The sequence below is a fragment of the Burkholderia sp. GbtcB21 genome (assembly GCF_019091065.1).
Classification (GTDB): Bacteria; Pseudomonadota; Gammaproteobacteria; order Burkholderiales; family Burkholderiaceae; genus Burkholderia; species Burkholderia pyrrocinia_C.
This window is the reverse complement of the sequence record NZ_JAGXKA010000002.1, coordinates 515,524-537,416: the sequence shown is the minus strand read 5'-3', so window position 1 is coordinate 537,416 and position 21,893 is coordinate 515,524. Positions and strand designations below refer to the sequence as shown.

The 21,893-nt window shown below is 68.7% G+C and carries 18 protein-coding genes; 11 read left to right on the top strand and 7 right to left on the bottom strand.

The genetic code is table 11. The features are described from left to right. The first annotated feature begins 20 nt into the window (after window positions 1–20). From KVT39_RS06770 to fahA, 4 genes are read left to right on the top strand one after another with little or no spacing between them, the layout of a single operon-like run. Entirely contained in the window at window positions 21–251 is a 231-nt protein-coding gene (locus KVT39_RS06770; RefSeq protein WP_021157152.1) for a DUF2783 domain-containing protein, read from the top strand. Continuing rightward, on the top strand, window positions 248–1,609 hold the full coding sequence (locus tag KVT39_RS06765; protein WP_217588208.1) for an MFS transporter: 1,362 nt from the start codon (window positions 248–250) through the stop codon (window positions 1,607–1,609). The genes KVT39_RS06770 and KVT39_RS06765 overlap by 4 nt, the downstream gene beginning before the upstream one ends. A 15-nt stretch (window positions 1,610–1,624) precedes the next feature. Then, on the top strand, window positions 1,625–2,959 hold the full coding sequence (hmgA, locus tag KVT39_RS06760; RefSeq protein WP_175748740.1) for a homogentisate 1,2-dioxygenase: 1,335 nt from the start codon (window positions 1,625–1,627) through the stop codon (window positions 2,957–2,959). Beyond that, window positions 2,956–4,260, top strand: a complete 1,305-nt coding sequence (gene fahA / locus KVT39_RS06755) for a fumarylacetoacetase (protein ID WP_105393123.1) — start codon at window positions 2,956–2,958, stop codon at window positions 4,258–4,260. Before hmgA ends, fahA begins: the two co-directional genes overlap by 4 nt. A 144-nt stretch (window positions 4,261–4,404) precedes the next feature. Here fahA and KVT39_RS06750 read toward each other — a convergent pair whose 3' ends face one another. From KVT39_RS06750 to KVT39_RS06730, 5 genes are all read right to left on the bottom strand, one after another. Then, window positions 4,405–5,565: an MFS transporter gene (locus KVT39_RS06750; protein WP_034182843.1), complete on the bottom strand. Its 1,161-nt coding sequence runs from the start codon at window positions 5,563–5,565 to the stop codon at window positions 4,405–4,407. A gap of 91 nt (window positions 5,566–5,656) precedes the next feature. Further along, window positions 5,657–6,826: an MFS transporter gene (locus tag KVT39_RS06745; RefSeq protein ID WP_034182844.1), complete on the bottom strand. Its 1,170-nt coding sequence runs from the start codon at window positions 6,824–6,826 to the stop codon at window positions 5,657–5,659. A gap of 300 nt (window positions 6,827–7,126) precedes the next feature. After that, window positions 7,127–7,909: a 5,6-dimethylbenzimidazole synthase gene (gene bluB, locus KVT39_RS06740; protein ID WP_034182845.1), complete on the bottom strand. Its 783-nt coding sequence runs from the start codon at window positions 7,907–7,909 to the stop codon at window positions 7,127–7,129. A gap of 180 nt (window positions 7,910–8,089) precedes the next feature. Continuing rightward, window positions 8,090–9,088, bottom strand: a complete 999-nt coding sequence (locus tag KVT39_RS06735; RefSeq protein ID WP_034182846.1) for a 2-hydroxyacid dehydrogenase — start codon at window positions 9,086–9,088, stop codon at window positions 8,090–8,092. 30 nt (window positions 9,089–9,118) lie between these two features. Further along, a complete protein-coding gene (locus KVT39_RS06730; protein ID WP_034182847.1) occupies window positions 9,119–10,102 on the bottom strand; it encodes a LysR family transcriptional regulator in 984 nt (327 codons plus the stop codon). Between the two features lie 744 nt (window positions 10,103–10,846). Here KVT39_RS06730 and KVT39_RS06725 point away from each other — a divergent pair. Then, complete coding sequence (locus KVT39_RS06725; RefSeq protein WP_034182848.1) at window positions 10,847–12,058, top strand: alanine--glyoxylate aminotransferase family protein; 1,212 nt, start codon at window positions 10,847–10,849, stop codon at window positions 12,056–12,058. 58 nt (window positions 12,059–12,116) lie between these two features. On the opposite strand, the gene KVT39_RS06720 is transcribed toward KVT39_RS06725, so the two are convergent. Continuing rightward, window positions 12,117–13,052 (bottom strand): AraC family transcriptional regulator, encoded by a 936-nt coding sequence (locus tag KVT39_RS06720; protein WP_217588207.1) that lies wholly within the window; start codon window positions 13,050–13,052, stop codon window positions 12,117–12,119. 136 nt (window positions 13,053–13,188) lie between these two features. Between KVT39_RS06720 and KVT39_RS06715 the strand changes: the two genes are divergently transcribed. The 3 genes from KVT39_RS06715 to KVT39_RS06705 all read left to right on the top strand — a co-directional run bounded on the left by KVT39_RS06715 (window position 13,189) and on the right by KVT39_RS06705 (window position 15,471). Further along, complete coding sequence (locus KVT39_RS06715) at window positions 13,189–14,079, top strand: DMT family transporter (RefSeq protein ID WP_131948319.1); 891 nt, start codon at window positions 13,189–13,191, stop codon at window positions 14,077–14,079. Window positions 14,080–14,163: 84 nt separating this feature from the next. Next, a complete protein-coding gene (locus KVT39_RS06710) occupies window positions 14,164–14,865 on the top strand; it encodes a hypothetical protein (RefSeq protein ID WP_235212533.1) in 702 nt (233 codons plus the stop codon). A 3-nt stretch (window positions 14,866–14,868) separates the two neighbouring features. Next, on the top strand, window positions 14,869–15,471 hold the full coding sequence (locus KVT39_RS06705; RefSeq protein ID WP_368858906.1) for an RES family NAD+ phosphorylase: 603 nt from the start codon (window positions 14,869–14,871) through the stop codon (window positions 15,469–15,471). 84 nt (window positions 15,472–15,555) lie between these two features. On the opposite strand, the gene KVT39_RS06700 is transcribed toward KVT39_RS06705, so the two are convergent. Beyond that, the gene (locus KVT39_RS06700) at window positions 15,556–16,770 is read right to left on the bottom strand and encodes an MFS transporter (RefSeq protein WP_217588206.1); all 1,215 of its coding nucleotides are present in this window, start codon (window positions 16,768–16,770) and stop codon (window positions 15,556–15,558) included. Between the two features lie 337 nt (window positions 16,771–17,107). Between KVT39_RS06700 and xdhA the strand changes: the two genes are divergently transcribed. From xdhA to xdhC, 3 genes are all read left to right on the top strand, one after another. Next, window positions 17,108–18,652, top strand: coding sequence for a xanthine dehydrogenase small subunit (gene xdhA, locus KVT39_RS06695; protein WP_217588205.1), 1,545 nt, complete (start codon window positions 17,108–17,110; stop codon window positions 18,650–18,652). An 18-nt stretch (window positions 18,653–18,670) separates the two neighbouring features. Then, window positions 18,671–21,034, top strand: a complete 2,364-nt coding sequence (gene xdhB, locus KVT39_RS06690; protein ID WP_217588204.1) for a xanthine dehydrogenase molybdopterin binding subunit — start codon at window positions 18,671–18,673, stop codon at window positions 21,032–21,034. 167 nt (window positions 21,035–21,201) lie between these two features. Continuing rightward, window positions 21,202–21,819 (top strand): xanthine dehydrogenase accessory protein XdhC, encoded by a 618-nt coding sequence (gene xdhC, locus KVT39_RS06685; protein WP_131946011.1) that lies wholly within the window; start codon window positions 21,202–21,204, stop codon window positions 21,817–21,819. Window positions 21,820–21,893 lie beyond the last annotated feature (74 nt).

The window sequence follows — 21,893 nt, the reverse complement described above, 5'->3', positions numbered from 1 at the left end:
AAAACACCGGAGACTCCGTCATGCCCTCACTCGACACCCGCCCGCGCCTGGCCGATCCGGACGCGTTCTATGAAGCGCTGATCGACATGCATCGCGACCTGTCCGACGCCGACAGCCAGCTCGTCAACGCGAAGCTGATCCTGCTGCTCGCGAACCAGATCGGCGACGCCGACGTGCTGCGCGAAGCGATGGCGCTCGCGCGCCAGGGCGTGACGCCGCCCGTGCATCCGGCCGCCGAGGTCGCGCAATGAGCGCGGCGCCGGCCGACGCGCGCGTGCTCGAAGTCGAGCGCGTGATCGACGAGACCCATCGCCCGGGCTTTCACTGGATGCTGCTCGCGTTGTGCGGGCTGTGCCTCGTGATCGACGGTTTCGATGCGCAGGCGATGGGCTACGTCGCGCCGAGCGTGATTGCCGAATGGGGTGTGCCGAAGCAGGCGCTCGGCCCGGTGTTCAGCGCGAGCCTGTTCGGGATGCTGCTCGGTGCGCTCGGGCTGTCGGTGCTGGCCGACCGGATCGGGCGGCGCCCGGTGCTGATCGGCTCGACGCTGTTCTTCGCGTTGACGATGCTCGCGACGCCGTTCGCAAGTTCGATTCCCGTGCTGATGGCGTTGCGCTTCGTCACGGGCCTCGGCCTCGGCTGCATCATGCCGAACGCGATGGCGCTGGTCGGCGAGTTCAGTCCGGCCGCGCATCGCGTGAAGCGGATGATGATGGTGTCGTGCGGCTTCACGCTCGGCGCTGCGCTCGGCGGCTTCATCAGCGCCGCGCTGATTCCGGCGCTCGGCTGGCGTTCGGTGTTCTTCGTCGGCGGCGCGGTGCCGCTCGTGCTTACGATCGCGATGGTCGCGCGGCTGCCCGAGTCGCTGCAGTTCCTGGTGCTGAAAGGGCGCGTCGCGCAGGCGCGCGACTGGCTCGCGCGCTTCGCGCCGCAGGCCGGCATCGATGCGAACACGCGGCTCGTCGTGCGCGAGCGCGCCGCGACCGGCGCGCCGGTGGCCGAGCTGTTCAGCCACGGCCGCCTGCCGGTCACGCTGCTGCTGTGGGCGATCAGCTTCATGAACCTGATCGATCTGTACTTCCTGTCGAACTGGCTGCCGACCGTGATGCGCGATGCGGGCTATGCGCCGGGCACGGCGGTGATCGTCGGCACGGTGCTGCAGACGGGCGGCGTGATCGGCACGCTGTCGCTCGGCTGGTTCATCGAACGCCATGGCTTCGTGCGCGTGCTGTTCGCGTGCTTCGCGTGCGCGGCCGTGTCGGTGGGGCTGATCGGCTCGGTCGCGCATGCGCTGCCGTGGCTGCTGGTCGTCGTGTTCGCGGGCGGGTTCTGCGTGGTCGGCGGGCAGCCGGCCGTGAATGCGCTCGCGGGCCAGTATTACCCGACGTCGCTGCGCTCGACGGGCATCGGCTGGAGCCTCGGCATCGGCCGGATCGGCTCGGTGCTCGGGCCGCTCGTCGGCGGACAACTGATTGCGCTCAACTGGTCGAACGATGCGCTGTTCCACGCGGCCGCGGTGCCGGTTCTGTGCTCTGCGCTGTTCGTCCTCGGGCTGGCTGGTGTGACGCGGCGAAACGGTGCGCACGCGCCGAATGCCGCGATGAATTGATGGAGAAAGGAAACGATGACGCTTGACCTGTCGAAACCGGCGACCGCCGGCTACCTGAGCGGTTTCGCGAACGAATTCGCGACCGAGGCGCTGCCCGGCGCGCTGCCGCACGGCCGCAACTCGCCGCAGCGCGCGCCGTACGGGCTGTATGCGGAGCAGCTGTCGGGCACCGCGTTTACCGCGCCGCGCGGCCACAACCGCCGCTCGTGGCTGTACCGCATCCGCCCGGCGGCCGTGCACCGGCCGTTCGAGCCGTACGCGGGCCCGCAGCGGCTCGTGTCGGAATTCGGCGATTCGGCCGACGTGCCGCCGACGCCGCCGAACCAGCTGCGCTGGGATCCGCTGCCGATGCCGGTCGAGCCGACCGATTTCGTCGACGCTCTGGTGACGATGGCCGGCAACGGCTCGGCGGCCGCGATGAACGGCTGCGCGATCCACCTGTACGCGGCGAACCGCTCGATGCAGGACCGCTTCTTCTACAGCGCGGACGGCGAACTGCTGATCGTGCCGCAGCAGGGGCGGCTGTTCATCGCGACCGAATTCGGCCGGCTCGACGTCGAGCCGTTCGAGATCGCGGTGATCCCGCGCGGCGTACGTTTTTCCGTCGCGCTGCCGGACGGCGACGCGCGCGGCTACATCTGCGAAAACTTCGGCGCGCAGCTGCGCCTGCCGGACCTCGGCCCGATCGGCTCGAACGGCCTCGCGAACCCGCGCGACTTCCTGACGCCGCAGGCCGCGTACGAGGATCGCGAAGGCGCGTTCGAGCTGATCGCGAAGCTGAACGGCCGCCTGTGGCGCGCGGACATCGGCCATTCGCCGCTCGACGTCGTTGCGTGGCACGGCAACTACGCGCCTTACAAATACGACCTGCGCCTGTTCAACACGATCGGCTCGATCAGCTACGACCATCCCGATCCGTCGATCTTCCTCGTGCTGCAGTCGCAGAGCGATACGCCGGGCGTCGACACGATCGACTTCGTGATCTTCCCGCCGCGCTGGCTCGCGGCCGAGGATACGTTCCGTCCGCCCTGGTTCCACCGCAACGTCGCGAGCGAGTTCATGGGGCTCGTGCACGGCGTGTACGACGCGAAGGCGGAAGGCTTCGTGCCGGGCGGCGCGAGCCTGCACAACTGCATGTCGGGCCATGGGCCCGACGCGGACACGTTCGAGAAGGCGTCCGCGAGCGACACGACGAAGCCGCACAAGGTCGACGCGACGATGGCGTTCATGTTCGAGACCCGCACGCTGATCCGGCCGACGCGCTATGCGCTCGACACCGCGCAGCTGCAGGCGGACTACTTCGAATGCTGGCAAGGCATCAAGAAACACTTCAACCCGGAGCAACGATGAGCGACACCCAAGACTGGCGCGCGACGCTCGACCCGGCCCGCAAGAGCTGGGTCGACACGGCGAACGATCCCGCCTGCGATTTCCCGATCCAGAATCTTCCGTTCGGGATCTTCAGCGACGCGAAGCAGGCGGCGCGCCGTGCGGGCGTCGCGCTCGGCGACCAGATCGTCGATCTCGCGGCGCTCGCGCGTGCGGGCCTCGTGACGCTGCCGGCCGGCGCCGACGCGTTCGCCGCGCCGACGCTCAACGCATTCATCGCGCTCGGCCGCGATGCATGGCGCAGCGTGCGCGTGCAGCTGTCGGACCTGTTCTCGCGCGACAACGCGCGGCTGCGCGACGATGCGGCGCTGCGCGCGCAGGTGCTCGTCGCGCAGCGCGACGCGACGCTGCATCTGCCGGTCGAGATCCCCGGCTACACCGATTTCTATTCGTCGAAGGAGCACGCGACCAACGTCGGCTCGATGTTCCGCGATCCGAAGAATGCGCTGCTGCCGAACTGGTCGGAGATGCCGATCGGCTACAACGGCCGCGCGTCGTCGGTGGTCGTGAGCGGCACGCCGGTGCGGCGCCCGAACGGGCAGCTGAAGCTGCCCGACCAGGAGCGCCCGGTGTTCGGCGCGTGCCGCAAGCTCGACATCGAGCTGGAGACGGGCTTCATCGTCGGCAAGGGCAACGCGCTCGGCGAGCCGATCGCGTGCGAGGACGCAGAAGCGCATATCTTCGGGATGGTGCTGCTGAACGACTGGAGCGCGCGCGACATCCAGCAGTGGGAATACGTGCCGCTCGGCCCGTTCAACGCGAAGACGTTCGCGACGACGATTTCGCCGTGGATCGTCACGCTCGACGCGCTCGAACCGTTCCGCACCGCGCAGCCGGAGCAGGTGCCGCAGCCGCTCGCGTATCTGCGGCACGCGGGCAGGCATGCGTTCGACATCGCGCTCGAAGTGACGCTGCGCGCCGAAGGGGCGGCGCATGCGACGTCGATCTGCCGCACCAACTTCAAGCACATGTACTGGACCATGGCGCAGCAGCTCGCGCATCACACGGTCGCGGGCTGCAACACGCGGGTCGGCGACCTGATGGGTTCGGGCACGATCAGCGGGCCGACGAAGGATTCGTTCGGCAGCCTGCTCGAACTGACGTGGAACGGCAAGGAGCCGGTTGCGCTGGACGGCGGCGGCAGCCGCGCATTCATCGAGGACGGCGACGAGCTGACGCTCGCCGGATGGTGCCAGGGCGACGGCTATCGCGTCGGCTTCGGCACGTGTGCCGGCAAGATCCTGCCCGCGCGGGGTGCGTGACGGATCGCAGCGTGACACGTAACGCGTAGTCCGGCAGGACAGGGCGGCCCGCTTTGCGCGGGCCGTTTTCGTTTTGCCGGCGCTTGGCGGTGCGTGTGCGCCGATGTGTGACGCCGCGCACGAATGTCTGTGCCAGCGTCTGCGTCAGACCGCGCGTTGCAACGCGGCGCGACGCTCCCACAGCGCGGCCGCGACGAATGCCGCGACGCAGACGACCAGCACGCCGACCAGCGCGTTGCTGCCCAGTTGTTCCATCAATGCGCCCGCGACGAGCGGGCCGCCGAAGCTCGCGGCGCTCCACGACGCCGACACGAGCGAGCTCGCGGTGACGAGCGCCGCGCCGCGGAAGCGTTCGCCGCATGCGACGAGCGACAGCGTGTAGATGCTGCCGGCCGCCGCGCCGAGCACGAACAGCAGCGGCCAGCACAGCCACGGGTTCGCGATCACGAGCGGCAGCAGCGGCAGGCCGGCCAGCACGATCCAGCCCGCGCCGAGGTGCACGCGTTCGCGGCCGAGCTTGTCCGCGAGCCAGCCGATCGGGAACTGCATCGCGGTATCGCCGAACAGCATGATCGACGCGAGCAGCACGGCGGTCGCGCTCGCGACGCCGTGATCCATCGCATAGAGCGGCAGCAGCGACAGCGCGAGCGTGTCGAACAGCGCGAAGAACCCGGTGCCGATGATCAGCGCGGGCATGCGCGGCAGCACGTCGAGCCAGCGACCGTGCGCTTCGTGATGTGCATCGTCACCCGCGAGCGGCGCGCGCCGGATCGTCGCGAGCGTCGGCAGCGCGAGCAGGAACAGCGCGCCGCACAGTGCGAAGCGGATGCTCGTCGCGCCCGCGATCTGGCTGACGAGCACGGGGCCCGCCATCTGGAACAGCGTGAAATTGGTTGCGTAGATCGCGACGACGCGGCCGCGCGTCGAATCGTCGGCGAGCTGGTTGACCCACGCCTCGCCGATCGTGAACAGCAGCATCAGCGCGGCGCCGCACAGCACGCGCAACACGCCCCACAGGATCAGGCTCGACGTGAACTGCATCAGCGCGGTGGCCGCCGCGAGCAGCACGACCGACACGACGATCGCGCGGCGCGAGCCGATGTGCCGCGCGAGCGCGGTGACGAACGGAACGATCGCGAGGCCGCCGAGGGCCTGCGCGGCCGTCAGCATGCCGACGACGTTGGTGCCGTGTCCGGCTTCGGTCAGTGCGAGCGCGGTGAGCGGCAGCGTGGCGCCGGTCCCGAGGCCGACGACCGCGACGCTCAGGATGAGCGCGAGGAAATCACGATTGAGAATGGCTTTCATCGGCCGGGATGCTACACCGCGGACCTTGAAAGGTCCATGAAGGCCGTCAGGATCGAATGCGTTGCGCGCGCAACGAATGCGCGCCGGCGCGTTACACGTATTCGGTCGGCGCGGCCAGCGGGCGGCGTTCGAGCGACGCCGACCACAGCGTGAGCGCCAGCGCCGCGACGGCCATCGCGACGCCGACCCACGGCAGGTTCACGAGCGACACGCCGGAGCCGATCGCCATTCCGCCGAGCCACGCGCCCGTCGCGTTGCCGAGGTTGAACGCACCCTGGTTCAGCGTCGATGCGAGATTCGGCGCGTCGCTCGCGCGATCGACGATCAGGATCTGCAGCGGCGGCACGATCGCGAACGCGAGGATGCCCCACACGAAGATCGTCGCGAGCGCGGCGAACGGCAGATGCATCGTGCCCGCGAACAGCGCAAGGACGATGCCGATCAGCGCGAGCGTCGCGATCAGCGACGGCATCCGGCGCCAGTCGGCGAGCCTGCCGCCGAGCGTGCCGCCGACCGTCAGCCCGAGGCCGAACAGCAGCAGCACGTAGGTGACCTGACGCGGCGAGAAGCCGGTCACGTCCTCGAGGATCGGCGTGATGTACGTGAACACGCTGAACAGGCTCGCGGACGCGAGCACGCTGATGCCGAGCACCATCAGCACCTGCGGGTGCTTCAGCACGCTGAATTCGCGCGTGATGCTGGTGTCGGGCATCGCGAGGTTCTTCGGCAGGCAGACCGCGAGCGCGGCGGCCGCGGCGATGCCGATGCCGGTGACGGCCCAGAACGTCGCGCGCCAGCCGAACGCCTGGCCGAGCGCGGTGCCGAGCGGCACGCCGAGCACGTTCGCGAGCGTGAGGCCCGTGAACATCAGCGCGATCGCCTGCGCGCGGCGGTTCGGCGCAACGAGGTTGCTCGCGACCACCGAGCCGATCCCGAAGAACGCGCCGTGGCAGAACGCGGTGACGACGCGCGCGGCCATCAGCACCGCATAGCCCGGTGCGATCGCGCAGAACAGGTTGCCGGCGATGAACAGCCCGATCAGGCCCATCAGTGCGCGCTTGCGCGGCATCTTCGCGGTGACGATCGCGAGGATCGGCGCGCCTATCGTCACGCCGAGCGCGTAGCCCGACACGAGCATCCCGGCGGCCGGAATCGACACGCCGAGGTCGCGTGCGACATTGGGCAGCAGCCCCATGATCACGAATTCGGTGGTACCGATTCCAAATGCGGCGACGGCAAGGGCGAAAAGAGGCAAGGGCATCGCGGTAGGCTCGGGAAAAGCCGCCGCTCGGGTGGGCGCAGGATGCGCGGTGCGGGCGGACGGGAAGGCGAACGACAGCGCGATTCTACTTCAGTGAAAACCCTGATGCTCGGGGCCAAAACGGATGTTGCCGGCGTGCGACGGGGCAGCGGGCGGGAAGCTCACAATGTGGGATTTGGCGGCGGTTTGCGGCGTGCGAATTCGTCGGGGTCGGAACGATGGTGCTGCCGGGCCGTGCTCAGGAAATTTGAACGACATTTCTCGGAAACCCCAAAAACCGATCCCGATTGACAGCGGGAGTCATATCAGCTGTTCGGGTGGACCGTCGGTGAGCGCGGCTGATCGTGCCGCTTCGGTGCTGGCGTCCGATGTGCGTGGCGCGTTTGCATCCGGTTCCGCGTTCGTGTCCGCAGGCGACGAAGGCGATCCGGCGGCGTCGAGCGCGGCCGGATCGTCCCAGCCGTTTTCGAACAGGCACGCTTCGATCGGCATCCGCGCGGCCCAGCGCTCCTGCTCGAGCATCGGCTTCGCATAGAACGCGTCGACGTGCCCGACGCACAGCACGGCGATCGGCTTCGCGCCGTCGGGCATCCGCAGCAGCGTGCGCAACGCATCGACGTCGAACAGCGACACCCAGCCCATCCCGAGCCCTTCCGCGCGCGCCGCGAGCCACATGTTCTGGATCGCGCACGCGGCGGACGCGAGATCCATCTCCGGCAGCGTGCGGCGGCCGAACACGTGGCGCTCGCGGCCGTCGGCGAGCGCGACGACCAGCAGCTCGCCGCATTCGCGCACGCCTTCGACCTTCAGCCGCATGAATTCGTCCTGGCGCTCGCCGAGCGCGTCGGCGGTCGCGCGGCGCTCGGCCTCGACCAGCGCGTGGATCGCGGTGCGCAGCGCGGGATCGGTGATGCGGATGAAGCGCCACGGCTGCATGAAGCCGACGCTCGGCGCGTGGTGCGCCGCGCGCAGCAAGCGCGCGAGCACGGCCGGATCGACGGGCGCCGGCGTGAAATGGCGCATGTCGCGCCGTTCGAAAATGGCGCGGTAGACGGCGGCGATGTCGGAGTCGTCGAAACGCATGAGCGGGAGGAGGCGGGGTAACGTCGGCGCAACGATAGCAGACGGCGCGCGGGAATCGTTACATCAGTCGCAACAAAACGAGAAATTGTTCATGAAAAAGGCTGGCTGCGCAGCAGCGGGCGCAAGCAAACGATTGCGGTGGCGCCGGCAACCGTCAAATGAGCCAATTTCGTCGATTTGTCAGCGAATCGCCGTCACGACGTTCTGCGGCGTGCCCGCATGCCAGGCCTCGATGTTCAGCAGCGTCGTGTGCGCGATCTCCGCCAACGCCTCGCGCGTGAAGAATGCCTGGTGCGACGTGACGATCACGTTCGGGAACGTCAGCAGGCGCGCGAGCACGTCGTCCTGCAGCGGCAGGTCGGAGTGATCCTCGAAGAAGAGCCCGCTTTCCTCCTCGTACACGTCGAGCCCGAGATGGCCGAGCTGGCCGCTCTTGAGCGCGTCGATCAGCGCCTGCGCATCGACGAGGCCGCCGCGGCCGGTGTTGATCAGCATCGCGCCGTGCTTCATCCGCGCGAGCGTCTGCGCATTGATCAGATGGTGCGTCGACGGCAGCAGCGGACAGTGCAGGCTGACGATGTCGGCCTGGTGCAGCAACGCGTCGAGCTCGACATAGCGCGCACCGAACGCGATCAGCTCGTCGTTGTACGGCGGCACCGAGTGCGCGAGCACATGCATCCCGAAGCCCATCATGATCTTCGCGAACACGCTGCCGATGATGCCGGTGCCGATCACGCCGACGGTCTTGCCGTGCAGGTCGAAGCCGAGCAGGCCGTTCAGCGAGAAGTCGCCTTCGCGGGTGCGCGCGACGGCGCGCGGCAGGCGGCGGTTGAGCGCGAGGATCAGCGCGACCGCGTGCTCGGCGACCGCGTGCGGCGAATACGCGGGCACGCGCACGACCGCGATGCCGAGCCGCTCGGCGGCCGCCAGGTCGACGTGGTTGAAGCCCGCCGAGCGCAGCGCGATCAGGCGCGTGCCGCCGTCCGCCAGCCGTTCGAGCACGGCTGCGTCGACGGTGTCGTTGACGAACGGGCAGACGACGTCATAGCCGTGCGCGAGGATCGCGGTTTCCGCGTCGAGGTGCGACGGCTGGAAGTGCAGCCGATAGCCGAACTGCCGGTTGGCGGCGGTAAACGAATCGTCGTCGTACTGCCGGCTGCTGAACAGGATCACGCGCACGCTGCACCTCCGATGGCTGACGCGCGCAGTTTACTGCAGGCCCGTGACGATGTCGGAGCGGTCGGGGCCGCGCGACGGACGCAGGAAGCCGTAATCCTTCCGCTCGCGGGCCGTCTGCGCGCTGAAGTGGTCGAGCGCATGCTCGACGAAGCTGCGCGTGCGGGCCGGCACGTACTGGCGGTTCGGATAGACGAGCGATAGTTGTGCGTCCGGGTCGTCGATCCGGTAGCCGGGCAGCAGCCGCACGAGCGTGCCGCTGTTGAGCGCGTCGGCGACGCACGGCTCGGGCAGCACCGCGATGCCGGCGCCGGCAATGGCGGCCGCCTGCACGAGTGCGAGCTGGTTGAGCGTGCAGGCCGGGCGCACCGTGACCGAATGCGCGACGCCGTCGTGGCCGACCAGCTGCCACGCGGGCGCATGCTGGTGCGGCGCGAGCGTGACCCAGTCGTGGCCCGGCAGGTCGTCGGGCGCGCGCGGCTCGCCGCGCCGGTCGAGATAGGCCGGCGCCGCGCAGGCGACGAACGGGTTCGGCGCGAGCGCATGGCCGATCAGCGTCGGGTTGCCGTCGAGCCGGTTGCCCGTGACGATGCCGACGTCGTAGCCCGATTCGAGCACGTCGAGCGGCCCGTCGGCGACGGTCAGCTGCACGCGCAGCTCGGGGTAGCGGTGCCGGAAGCTGCTGACGAGCGGCGTCAGCGCGAGCGGCGACAGCAGGCCCGACGCGACGACGCGCAGCGTGCCGGCCGGTTCGCGCACGGCATGCGCGACGGACGACTCGAGGTGGTCGAATTCCTCGAGCAGCGCGCGGCAACCGTCGAGGTAGCGCACGCCGGCCTCGGTGAGCGACAGGTTGCGCGTGGTGCGGTGGATCAGCCGTGTGTTCAGGTGACCCTCGAGCATCGCGATCGAACGCGTGACGAGCGCATTGGACACGCCGAGATGGTGCGCTGCGCGCCGGAAGCTCTGCTGCTCGGCGACGCAGACGAATACACGCATGGTCTGAATCTGGTTCATGGCTTGTGTATTTCTGGCCCGGTTGATTGATTATGGTTGTGATTTTTCGCCGCGCAACCTCGAAAACGCATCGCGCGGCACCCAGTTCTCCCTCGTATCGAAAAATCGGTTTTCGATTCCGCAGACGATTGTTAAATACAGTTGCGATATCCGTCAACCTGAGAAAACGGGCGGGTTGCGGAAAATCGAAATCGCGAGTACCGGTTAAATGTCGGGCTATCTCGCGTGCCTGCCGTTCAAAGACGGCAGAGTATTGGAATATGCATCGTGGCGGCGAATAATTCGTATGTTAATCAATTGGTTGTTCGTGATTCGATCCGGTTTGCTCCGGTAATTTGGGGAGTCGATCCCTAATACATGCTGCAGTAATGGATGTTTTTACCCGTGCGCTGGTTTTGCGTATCGCATTCCGTGCGGCGATTTTTATCGAACATCCGGTCTATTTCGTTCGATACGCAAGTCGCGCTGAACCGTCGGTATCGATGAAACGCGGCGATATTGGCGGAGAAAATCGCGCGCATGGAACCGTTTCACAACCGGCCGGCAATGCCGTTCCAATCCGGAACGCCGGCGCGCGATGCCTGGGCGGCCGGCTGGCCCGGTCCGGCGACCGGGCCACCGTCGCGCTGTCCGGCCGCGCGTGCCTCTTGCGCGAGGCCGCGGAACGCGGAATCATCGATCAGTTCGCCATGCAGTTGGTTTGGCGGGCGTCCGTGTATTTCCCTTCCTCACCTTTTGCCAGCCATGTCCATCGATTACTCGCCGATCCCCTGTCCCGTCGTCGTGCCGCTCGACGCGATCCTGCCCGAAGAACCGCTGCTGATGATGGGGGCCGGCCCGGTTCCGATCCCGGCCGCCGTCGCGAAGGCGAACACGATCGTGATCAACCACCTCGGTGCGACGATGGCGAAGATCATCGAGCAGGTGAAGGAGATGGCGCGCTACGTGTTCCAGACCCGCACGAAGTGGGTGCTCGGCGTCGCGGGCCCCGGCTCGGCCGCGATGGAAATGGCGATCTCGAACCTCGCCTGGCGCGGCACACGCGTGCTGTCGATCCGCAACGGCTTCTTCAGCGCGCGGATGGCCGAGATGGCCACGCGCGTCGGCGCCGACGTCGCGACGCTCGAAGTGGCCGACCGCGCGGTCGCGAGCCTCGACGAGATCGCGGACGCGATCGCGCGCGAGCGGCCCGAGATCGTCACGATCGTGCAGGGCGAGACATCGAACACCGTGTGGAACCGCGACCTGCGCGACATCGCGGCGCTCGCGAAGGCGGCCGGCGCGCTGGTCGTCGTCGACGCGGTGTGCACGCTGTCGACGATGCCGCTCGACATGGACGCATGGGGCATCGACGCGGTGATCACCGGCGGCCAGAAGGGGCTGTCATCGATCCCGGGCGTGTCGCTGATCGCGTTTTCCGACGCCGCGTGGGAGCGCATGAAGCATCGCCCGGAGCCGAATACGCACTGGTGCCTCGACATGGCGCTCGCGGAGAACTTCTGGCACAACGCCGGCTATCACTACACGGCGCCGGTGTCGGGCGTGCTCGCGCTGCACGAGGCGCTGCGGCTGGTTTGCGCGGAGACGCTGGAAAGCCGCTTCGCGCGCCACCTGCGCTGCTCGCTCGCGCTGCAGGCGGGTGTCGAGTCGATGGGGCTCAAGCTTTATGCGCCGAAGGACTGCCGGCTCAATTCGGTGGTCGGGATCGAGACGCCGGAAGGGCTCACGCCCGGGATGGTCTGCGGCCATATCTCGAAGCAGTATCAGGTCGAGATCTCGGGCTCGTTCGGGTTGCCGATCGTGCGGATCGGGCAGATGGGCGAGCAGTGCCGCGAACATAACCTGTTCCGCACGCTGCATGCGTTCGGCCGCACGATGGTCGACCTGAAGGTGCCGGTCGACCTGCCGGCCGGCGTCGCGGCGCTCGAACAGGAACTGTCGCGACGCGGCGCGTAACGCCGCACGCGGCCGACCGGCGTCGGGGGCAGGCTGGGCCGCGATCGGGCGATCGCGCTCAGCGGCCCTGCATCGCGCGCCGGTACATATTCGGCGTCGTGCCGTGCGCGTCGCGAAAGCGATGGCTGAAGTGGCCGGCGTTCGCGTAGCCGCAGTCGGCCGCGACCTGCGCGAGCGGCAGCGACGTCGTGCGCAGCAGTTCGCGCGCCCGCGCGAGCCGCTGCTCGGCGACCCACGCGTGCGGCGCGCGGCCGAACGACAGCCGGAACATCCGCGAGAAGTGGTATTCGGACAGCGCGGCGACGTCGGCCAGTTCGCCGAGCGTCAGCGGCTGCGTCAGGTACGTGTCGATGTAGTCGCGCACGCGGCGGCGCACGGCCGGCGCAAGCCCGCCGCGGAACGACGCGTCGGTGCGCGTCGTGCTCTGCCCGCGCAGCAGCAGGCTCAGCACCTCGTGCGCGGTCTCGTTCACGCGCAGCCGCTTGTCGGCATCGTCCCAGCCGTCCAGCGCGAGCGAGCGCAGCAGCGCGGCGACGCGCGCATCCTCGAAATAGGTGCGGTCGGCGAGCTTCAGCTCGCGCGGCTCGCGGTCGAGTTCGCGGATCGCGCGCTGCGTGAAGTGCTCGGGCAGGAAGTACAGGTGAATGAAGTGCATCTCGCCCCGCACCCACCAGCGCGATTCGTGGTCGCCCGGCAGCGCGCACAGCAGGCTCGGCGCGCCGTAGCGCGGCACGCGTTCGCGCTCGGTCCGGTAGCCGCCGTCGAGGTAGCACGACAGCGTGTGGTGGCCGGGCTGCTCGTAGATCGTCTCGCTTTCGTCGGTGATCCGCGTCCATTCGGCGATCGCGAGATGGTCGCCGAGCCACGCGAAGCGCTCGAGCGTCGCGTTCGCGTCGGCGAGCGTGCGGCAGACCGACTGCAGGCCGAACGGCAAATCGCCGCCGGCCAGGGTGGCGGCGCGGTCGACGGGCGGAGCGGAGAGGGAGAAGCTCATGGTGCGACGAGTATAAGCGGGCGCGCCGCACCGGGTGCGGCGGCCGGAAAAAGACCGCAATTCCGGACAATCGGCGCGCGCCGCGCGGCGGCATAGTCGGAGTCCCGTTTCATCTGATTTCCGGACCATCGCCGCCATGAACCTGTCGCTTTATTTCGTCACCGTGCTGATCTGGGGCACCACCTGGATCGCGATCAAGTGGCAGCTCGGCTCCGTGCCGCCGCCCGTGTCGATCGCATGGCGCTTCTGGCTCGCGGCCGCCGTGCTGTTCGCGCTGCTGCGCGTGATGCGCCGGCCGGTCCGGCCGCCGCGCGAAGCCTGGCGCTACCTCGTCGCGCAGGGCTTCGCGCTGTTCTGCCTGAATTTCCTGTGCTTCTACTACGCGGAGCAGGTCGTGCCGAGCGGGCTCGTCGCGGTGATCTTCTCGACCGCGCCGCTGCTGAACTCGATCAACGGCCGGCTGTTCATGGGCCGCCCGCTGCGGCCGTCAGCGATTGCCGGCGCGCTGCTCGGCCTGGTCGGCATCGCGTGCCTGTTCTGGCAGCAGATGGCCGGCCATCTCGACGATCACGCAACCTGGATCGGGCTCGCGATCGCGTTCGCGGGCACGATGTGCTTCTCGGCCGGCAACCTGCTGTCGAGCCGGATGCAGTCGATGGGGCTGCACCCGCTCGCGACCAATGGCTGGGCGATGCTGATCGGCGCGGCGATCCTGACCGTCGGCAGCGCGGTGGCCGGGATGTCGTTCACGCTCGACATGAGCCCGCGTTATCTCGGCGCGCTCGTCTACCTCGCCGTGCCGGGCTCGGTGATCGGCTTCACCGCGTACCTGACCCTCGTCGGCCGGATCGGGCCGGAGCGCGCCGCGTACTGCACGGTGCTGTTCCCGATCGTCGCGCTGGCCGTGTCGACGGTATTCGAGGGTTACCAGTGGTCGCCGCTCGCGGTGATCGGGCTGCTGCTCGTGGTGGCCGGCAATCTCGTCGCGTTCGACCTGACGCGCCGGCTGTTTCTCCGGACGGCGTGACGACGGCCGGACGGGTGACGCGCTGCATGGCGCGACCAGGCGTCAGGTTGACTTGGTTGACTTGGTTTCGATTCGAGGCTAGGCTTGAACCTCCGGTTGGATAAGGAGGCGGAGATGGTCAGGCAGGCTCATGCACTTGAAAGCGCGGCTGCGATTCTCGATGTCGAGACCGAGGAGGCGTTGCGCAGCGCCGTTGGTGCCGCGACCATGCTCGGTCCCGATCGGGCGCGTGCGCTGCTCAAGCTGTCGGACGAACAGCTCGGGCACCTGTTCAAGATCGGCATCGCCCAGGTCATCGATCTGGCGGGCACGATCACGTTCGGCATCGCTGCCGCTGCGACCCGCGACAGGCAACCTTCCGGCCGCACGAAGCAGCATGCGAAGCCGGCGGCACGCGCGGATGCTGCGGCCGCTGATTTCGAGCGGCGCGCGCTGGCCGAACGGCGGGCGCTCGTCGCACAGGGCGCGCTGCTGCCGGCCGCGGAGATCTGGGCAAGGCTCGGCATGACGCGGCAGGCGCTCAGCAAGGCGGTCGTGTCCGGGCGCATCTTCACGGTCGACGTGGGGGCGGTGCAGTACTACCCGGCCTTTTATCTGACGGGCGATATCGATCGCAAGACGCTGGGAAAGGTGACGCAACGCCTGGGTGGTTTGCCGGGATGGAGCAAATGGCAATTCTTGACGACGCCCAAGGCGTCCCTTGGCAACGTCACGCCGCTGAAAGCGCTGTCGCAAGGAAGGCGCGAAGAGGTGGAGCGTGCCGCGGCGGCGTTCGCGGAGCGCTAGGGGGTGCGGTCGACGTTGAGGCCACCGAGCGAACACTTCGCGAATGCGACGCTGGTTACGCGGGAGATTGCGCCGTCGGCGCTGGTGCGCGTCTCCCGATACGAGACAGGCGAGCCATACTTCGGCAAGTCGGGCGGCAACCGTTTCGACGACCCGCGCCAGCGGCGCCGGTATGGCACCAGCTATTTCGGTTTCGACCTGCACTGCGCGTTCGCCGAGACGGTGCTGCACGACGAAGTCGCGGATCTCGCTGTCGGTGGCTTCCCGCTCGTGACGACCGAGCTTGAGCGCTTCGTGCTTTCGTTCACCGGCTTGCCGCTGACGGTGGCCGTCCTGCACGGCCTGCCGCTGAAAAACCTCGGCGGCGACGGGGCGCTGTCGACCGTCGCACCGTACGATATCCCGCAGCAATGGTCGCTCGCCGTACACGGGCATGGTCGTCGGGTCGACGGCTTTCTGTATATGTCACGTCATCTCAACACGTCGGAAGCGCTTGTGCTCTTCGATCGTGCCGAACCCAAACTCAGGCTCGAGCGCGCCGTTCCGTTCCGGCACCACACCGAGGCTGCCCGCGTGCTGCGGGACTTCAACATATTGCCGCGTTAAGCCGCGTATCGCCGGCCACCCGACGGGCGGCTTCGGACGGCATTCCGTCAGAAGGGACGGCGCGCGCGATTCCCCGCGGCCCGTTCATGCGGCCGCGCCGCTCCCGGCAACACGCGCCTGTCGCTGGTACAGCACCATCGACAGCGCGACGCCCGCGGCGGCGGCCACCGCCGCGAACAGGAACACCTGCGGATAGCCGAACGCACCCGCGACATAACCGGCGAGAGGGCCCGTGATGCCGAGCGACAGGTCGAGGAACACCGAGTACGCGGACAGCGCCGCGCCGCGGCTCGCGGGCGGCACGAGCGCGACGGCCTCGACGCCGAGCGCCGGGAAGATCAGCGCAAAGCCGAAGCCCGTCAGCGCCGCGCCGACGAGCGCGACGTGCGGCACCGGCGCGAGCCACAGCAGCACGAGGCCCGAGCATTCGAACGCGAACGACACGATCGCGACGCGGAAGCCGCCGTAGGTCTTGATCGTGTTCGCGAACAGCAGGCGCGCGCCGATGAACAGCGTGCCGAACACGGTCAGCGACAGCGCGGCGTTCGGCCAGTGGCGCGCCGCGTAGTACAGCGTGACGAAGGTCGCGATCGAGCCGAAGCCGGCCGAGCCGAGCGCGAGGCCGAGGCCGTGCGGCAGCACGCGCGTGAACACACTCGCATACGACATCCGCTCGCCGTGCACGAGCGGCACCGAATCGATCAGGCGCGCGAGGTAGAAGCCGAGCGCGGCGAGCGCGATCACGATCACGCCGATCAGCGCCGGATTCAGCGTATGCGCGATCGCGACGCCGACCGGCGCGCCGAGCGCGAGCGCGCCGTAGGTCGCGATGCCGTTCCACGAGATCACCTTCGCGTTGTGCGCGACGCCGACCCGGCCGATGCCCCACAGGATCGCGCCGGTGCCGCACAGGCTTTCGCCGACGCCGAGCACGAGCCGGCTCGCGACCAGCAGCACGAGGCTCGCGACCGGCCAGTGCGCGAGCAGCAGCGCGACCAGCAGCAGCACACCCGACACGCCGCAGCCGACCAGCCCGCGCAGCACCGTCTGCTTCGGGCCGAGCGTATCGGCGAAGCGCCCGGCGAGCGGCCGCGACGCGAGCGTCGCGAAGTACTGGACGCTGATCGCACCGCCCGCGACGATCGCGGAAAAGCCGAGGTCGTCATGGACGAAGCCCGGCAGCACCGCGAGCGGCAGGCCGATGGTCAGGTAGCAGATGAACGTGAAGCAGACGACGGACACGATTTGCAGCGTGACCGCGAACCCGCTGCGTGCTGGTGTGGCGGAATCGGATGACATGGGGTCGGAACGAATGAGCGAAACGGAGCGTGACGGAACGGAAGACGGCGCAAAACGGAATCGGGATTTTCCCATGGAACCGGTTTTCACGCAGGTACCATTTAGTTAATCGCGACCCGTTTTCGCGCGTCACGGATCGGCGCCGGCCGCCGGGAAGGCAGTGCGGAAAAGGCGTCGGGCGGCCCCGGCGCTCATATCGCGGCAGTTATATGGGCCTCATGCGTGATGGGCTATGGGTTGCGAAATTTGATGGTGATAGCGTGCAAACTGTCAGAAAGACGTCGGTCGAGCGCTTCGCGCAGGCCGCCTAGCCCCCCAATTGAAGAACCATCGAGACATGAGTGAGCCGATCCGCTTCTACCATCGTCACGCAATCCGCGAAGTCAGCGGCGCGGACGTTACCCGCACCGTGCTGCAGTACCTGCGCGAGGACGCGCATTGCACCGGTACCAAGGAAGGCTGCGCGGAAGGCGACTGCGGCGCGTGCACGGTCGTCGTCGGCGAGCTGACCGACGCCGGCGCGGTCGAGTTCAAGGCCGTCAACGCATGCATCCAGTTCCTGCCGACGCTCGACGGCAAGGCGCTGCTGACGGTCGAGGACCTGCGCCAGCCGGACGGCGCGCTGCATCCGGTGCAGCAGGCGATGGTCGACTGCCATGGTTCGCAATGCGGGTTCTGCACGCCCGGCTTCGTGATGTCGATGTGGGCGTTGTACGAGAAGCACGGCCACGAAGGCTGCGGCAGCGCGTGCGCGAAGGCGAAGGACGTGCCGACGCGCACCGAGATCGCCGACGCGCTGACGGGCAACCTGTGCCGCTGCACCGGTTATCGCCCGATCGTCGATGCGGCCGTGCAGATGTTCGATGCGCCGGCGCCGTCGGCACCGGTCGACGCGGCCGCGCTCGCCCGCACGCTCGCGTCGCTCAGGCGCGACGACACGTTCGACTACGCGACGATCGACGGCGCGCGCTTCGCGGCGCCGCGCACGCTCGACGCGCTGGCCGCGCTGAAGGTCGAACGGCCCGACGCGCGGATTCTCGCGGGCAGCACCGACATCGGCCTGTGGGTCACGAAGCAGATGCGGCGGCTCGACGACCTGATCTACGTCGGCCAGATCGCCGAACTGCAGCGCGTCGTGGAGCGCGGCGACTGGATCGAGATCGGCGCGGGCGTGACGGTCGAGAACGCGTATGCGGCACTGGCCGGCACCTATCCGGAGCTGACCGAGATGTGGAAGCGCTTCGCATCGCTGCCGATCCGCAATGCGGGCACGCTCGGCGGCAACGTCGCGAACGGCTCGCCGATCGGCGATACGATGCCCGGCCTGATCGCGCTCGGCGCGCGCGTCGTGCTGCGCGGCGGCGACACGGTGCGCGAGCTGCCGCTCGAGGCGCTCTACACGGGCTACCAGCAGAAGGACATGGCGCCGCACGAATTCGTCGTCGGCGTGAAGGTGCCGACCCGCACCGGCGCGCGCGAGAAACTGCAGTTCCGCACGTACAAGCTGTCGAAACGGTTCGACTCCGACATCTCGGCTGTCTGCGCGGCGTTCGCGTTCATCGCGGACGGCGACACGATCCGCGAGCCGCGCATCGCGTTCGGCGGGATGGCCGCGACGCCGAAGCGCGCGGCGCACACCGAAGCCGTGCTCGACGGCGCGCTGTGGCACGAAGCCACCGCGCAGGCCGCGATGCTGGCGCTCGAGCGCGACTACCAGCCGCTGTCCGACATGCGCGCGACGAGCACGTATCGCCTCGATACCGCGAAGAACCTGATGTATCGCTTCTGGCTGGAGACGCGCCCGCACGACCCGCTGCCGCCGCAAGCCCTGAATGTGCGTGAAGTGGCCGCCGAAGCCGGCGCCGACGCGGCGCGCGTCTGAAGACGGAGAACACCGAAGATGAACCAGCAAGCAGAACCGTTTCTGAGCACCCTCGACCCGCAGGCCGACGCCGCGCAGGTGCATGTATCGCGCGCGCACGAATCCGCGCACCTGCACGTCAGCGGGCGTGCCACCTACACCGACGACATTCCGGTCGTCGCGGGCACGCTGCACGCGGCGCTCGGATTGTCGGCGAAGCCGCACGCGAAGATCGTGTCGATGAACTTCGACGCGGTGCGCGCGACGCCGGGCGTGGTCGCCGTGTTCACGGCCGACGACATCCCGGGCGTCAACGATTGCGGCCCGATCATCCACGACGATCCGGTGCTCGCCAAGGGCATCGTGCAGTTCGTCGGCCAGCCGATGTTCATCGTCGTCGCGACGTCGCATGAAACCGCGCGGCTCGCCGCGCGCCGCGCGAAGGTCGACTACGAGGAACTGCCCGCGATCCTGACCGCGCAGGAAGCGCGCCAGGCCGAAACCTACGTGATCCCGCCGCTGAAGCTCGCGCGCGGCGACGCGGCCGCGCGGCTCGCCGCCGCGCCGCACCGCGAGTCGGGCGAGATGCTGCTCGGCGGCCAGGAGCAGTTCTACCTGGAAGGGCAGATCGCGTACGCGGTGCCGAAGGACGACGACGGGATGCACGTGTACTGCTCGACGCAGCACCCGAGCGAGATGCAGCACCTCGTCGCGCACGTGCTCGGCGTCGCGTCGCACAACGTGCTGGTCGAATGCCGCCGGATGGGCGGCGGGTTCGGCGGCAAGGAATCGCAGTCGGGCCTGTTCGCGTGCTGCGCGGCGCTCGCCGCGTGGAAGCTGCTGTGCCCGGTGAAGCTGCGCCCGGACCGCGACGACGACATGATGATCACCGGCAAGCGGCACGACTTCCATTACCGCTTCGACGTCGGCTACGACGACGACGGCCGCCTCGACGGCGTGGCGCTCGAGATGACGTCGCGCTGCGGCTTCTCGGCCGACCTGTCGGGCCCGGTGATGACGCGCGCGGTGTGCCACTTCGACAACGCGTACTGGCTGGGCGACGTCGACATCGCCGGCTACTGCGGCAAGACCAACACGCAGTCGAACACCGCGTTCCGCGGCTTCGGCGGCCCGCAGGGCGCGTTCGCGATCGAATACATCCTCGACGACGTCGCGCGCGCGCTCGACCGCGATCCGCTCGACGTCCGCTACGCGAACCTGTACGGCAAGACCGAGCGCAACGTGACGCCGTACGGGCAGACGGTCGAGGACAACGTGCTGCAGGAGCTGCTCGGCGAACTCGAGACGACGAGCGACTACCGTGCGCGGCGCGCGGGCGTGCGCGAATTCAATGCGCGCAATACGGTGCTGAAGAAGGGCATCGCGCTCACGCCGGTGAAGTTCGGGATCGCGTTCAACGTCACGCACTTCAACCAGGCCGGCGCGCTGGTGCATATCTACACCGACGGCTCGGTGCTCGTGAACCACGGCGGTACGGAGATGGGGCAGGGGCTCAACACGAAGGTCGCGCAGGTCGTCGCGCACGAGCTCGGCATCCGCTTCGGCCGGATTCGCGTGACGGCGACCGACACGAGCAAGGTCGCGAACACGTCCGCGACGGCCGCGTCGACGGGCTCGGACCTGAACGGCAAGGCCGCGCAGGATGCGGCGCGCCAGTTGCGCGAGCGGCTCGCGGTGTTCGCGGCGAAGCAGTTCGGCGACGGCGAGGTCGACGCGGCCGACGTGAAGTTCGGCAACGACGTCGTGTGGGTCGGCGGCCAGGGCGTGCCGTTCGGCGAAGTGATCGCGAAGGCCTACCTTGCACGTGTGCAGTTGTGGTCCGACGGTTTCTACGCGACGCCGAAGCTGTACTGGGATCAGTCGAAGCTGCAGGGCCGGCCGTTCTACTACTACTCGTACGGCGCAGCCGTGTCGGAAGTCGTGATCGATACGCTGACGGGCGAGATGCGCACGCTGCGCGTCGATGCGCTGCACGACGTGGGTGCGTCGCTGAACCCGGCGCTCGACATCGGCCAGGTCGAAGGCGCGTTCATCCAGGGGATGGGCTGGCTGACGACCGAGGAGCTGTGGTGGAGCCAGGGCGGCAAGCTGATGACGCATGCGCCGTCTACGTACAAGATCCCGACCGTCAACGACACGCCGCCCGAATTCAACGTGCGGCTGTTCGAGAACCGCAACGTCGAGGACAGCATCCACAGGTCGAAGGCCGTCGGCGAGCCGCCGCTGCTGCTGCCGTTCTCGGTGTTCTTCGCGGTGCGCGACGCGATCGCGGCGGTCGGCGACTACAAGGTGAACCCGCCGCTCGACGCGCCGGCGACCGGCGAGTCGATCCTGCGCGCGGTGAATGCGGTGCGTGCGGCCCGCGCGGGTCAGGCAGGCTGACATGAAACGACCCACACGCTCACGTTGTTCGCTGCCTCCCGAGGGGGCGGTCAGCCTCCTTGGGGCGGCCCGGCGGAGGCTGAGATGAAACGCCCCCCACGCTCACGTTGTTCGCTGCCCCCCGAGGGGGTGGTCAGCCTCCTTGGGGTGGCCCGGCGGAGGCTGACATGAACGGGCCCGCACGCTCGCTTCGCACCGCGTCGCCCCCGACGTTCGTGCAGGGCACCGGCCGGCGCAACCGCGCGACCGGCGCGCCGGCGCCGATGCACATCGTGCTGTTCGGCGCCGGGCATGTCGGTCACGCGCTCGTCACGCTGCTCGGCGCGCTGCCGTGCATCGTGCAGTGGGTCGACACGCGCGACGAGCTGTTCCCGGACGAATGTCCGCCGAACGTGCAGCCGGAGCCGACCGACACGCCGGAGGCCGTCGTCGATGCGGCGCCGCCCGGCGCGTACTTCCTCGTGATGACGCACAACCACGCGCTCGACTTTGCGCTCGCCGCGCAGATCATGCGGCGGCGCGACTACGCGTACTTCGGGATGATCGGCTCGCGCACCAAGCGCGTGAAGTTCGAGCGCCGGCTCGCGGCGCGCGGCGTCGATCCGGCGCGGCTCGTGGAGATGGTGTGCCCGATCGGCGTCGCGGGCATCGTCGACAAGACGCCGGGCGCGATCGCCGTGGCCGTGTGCGCGGAGCTGCTGCAGGCGCGCTCGGGCATGCCGGTGGCCGACGCGAAGGCGGCCGCGGCAGGGCGCGCGCGCGACGACGTGTCCTGCGCGCGGTAACGTCGCACGGCCGCGCGTTTTTGCATACACTGCACGGCAACGCGCGGCATCGGGCCGCGCCTTTCCGTGCAGGC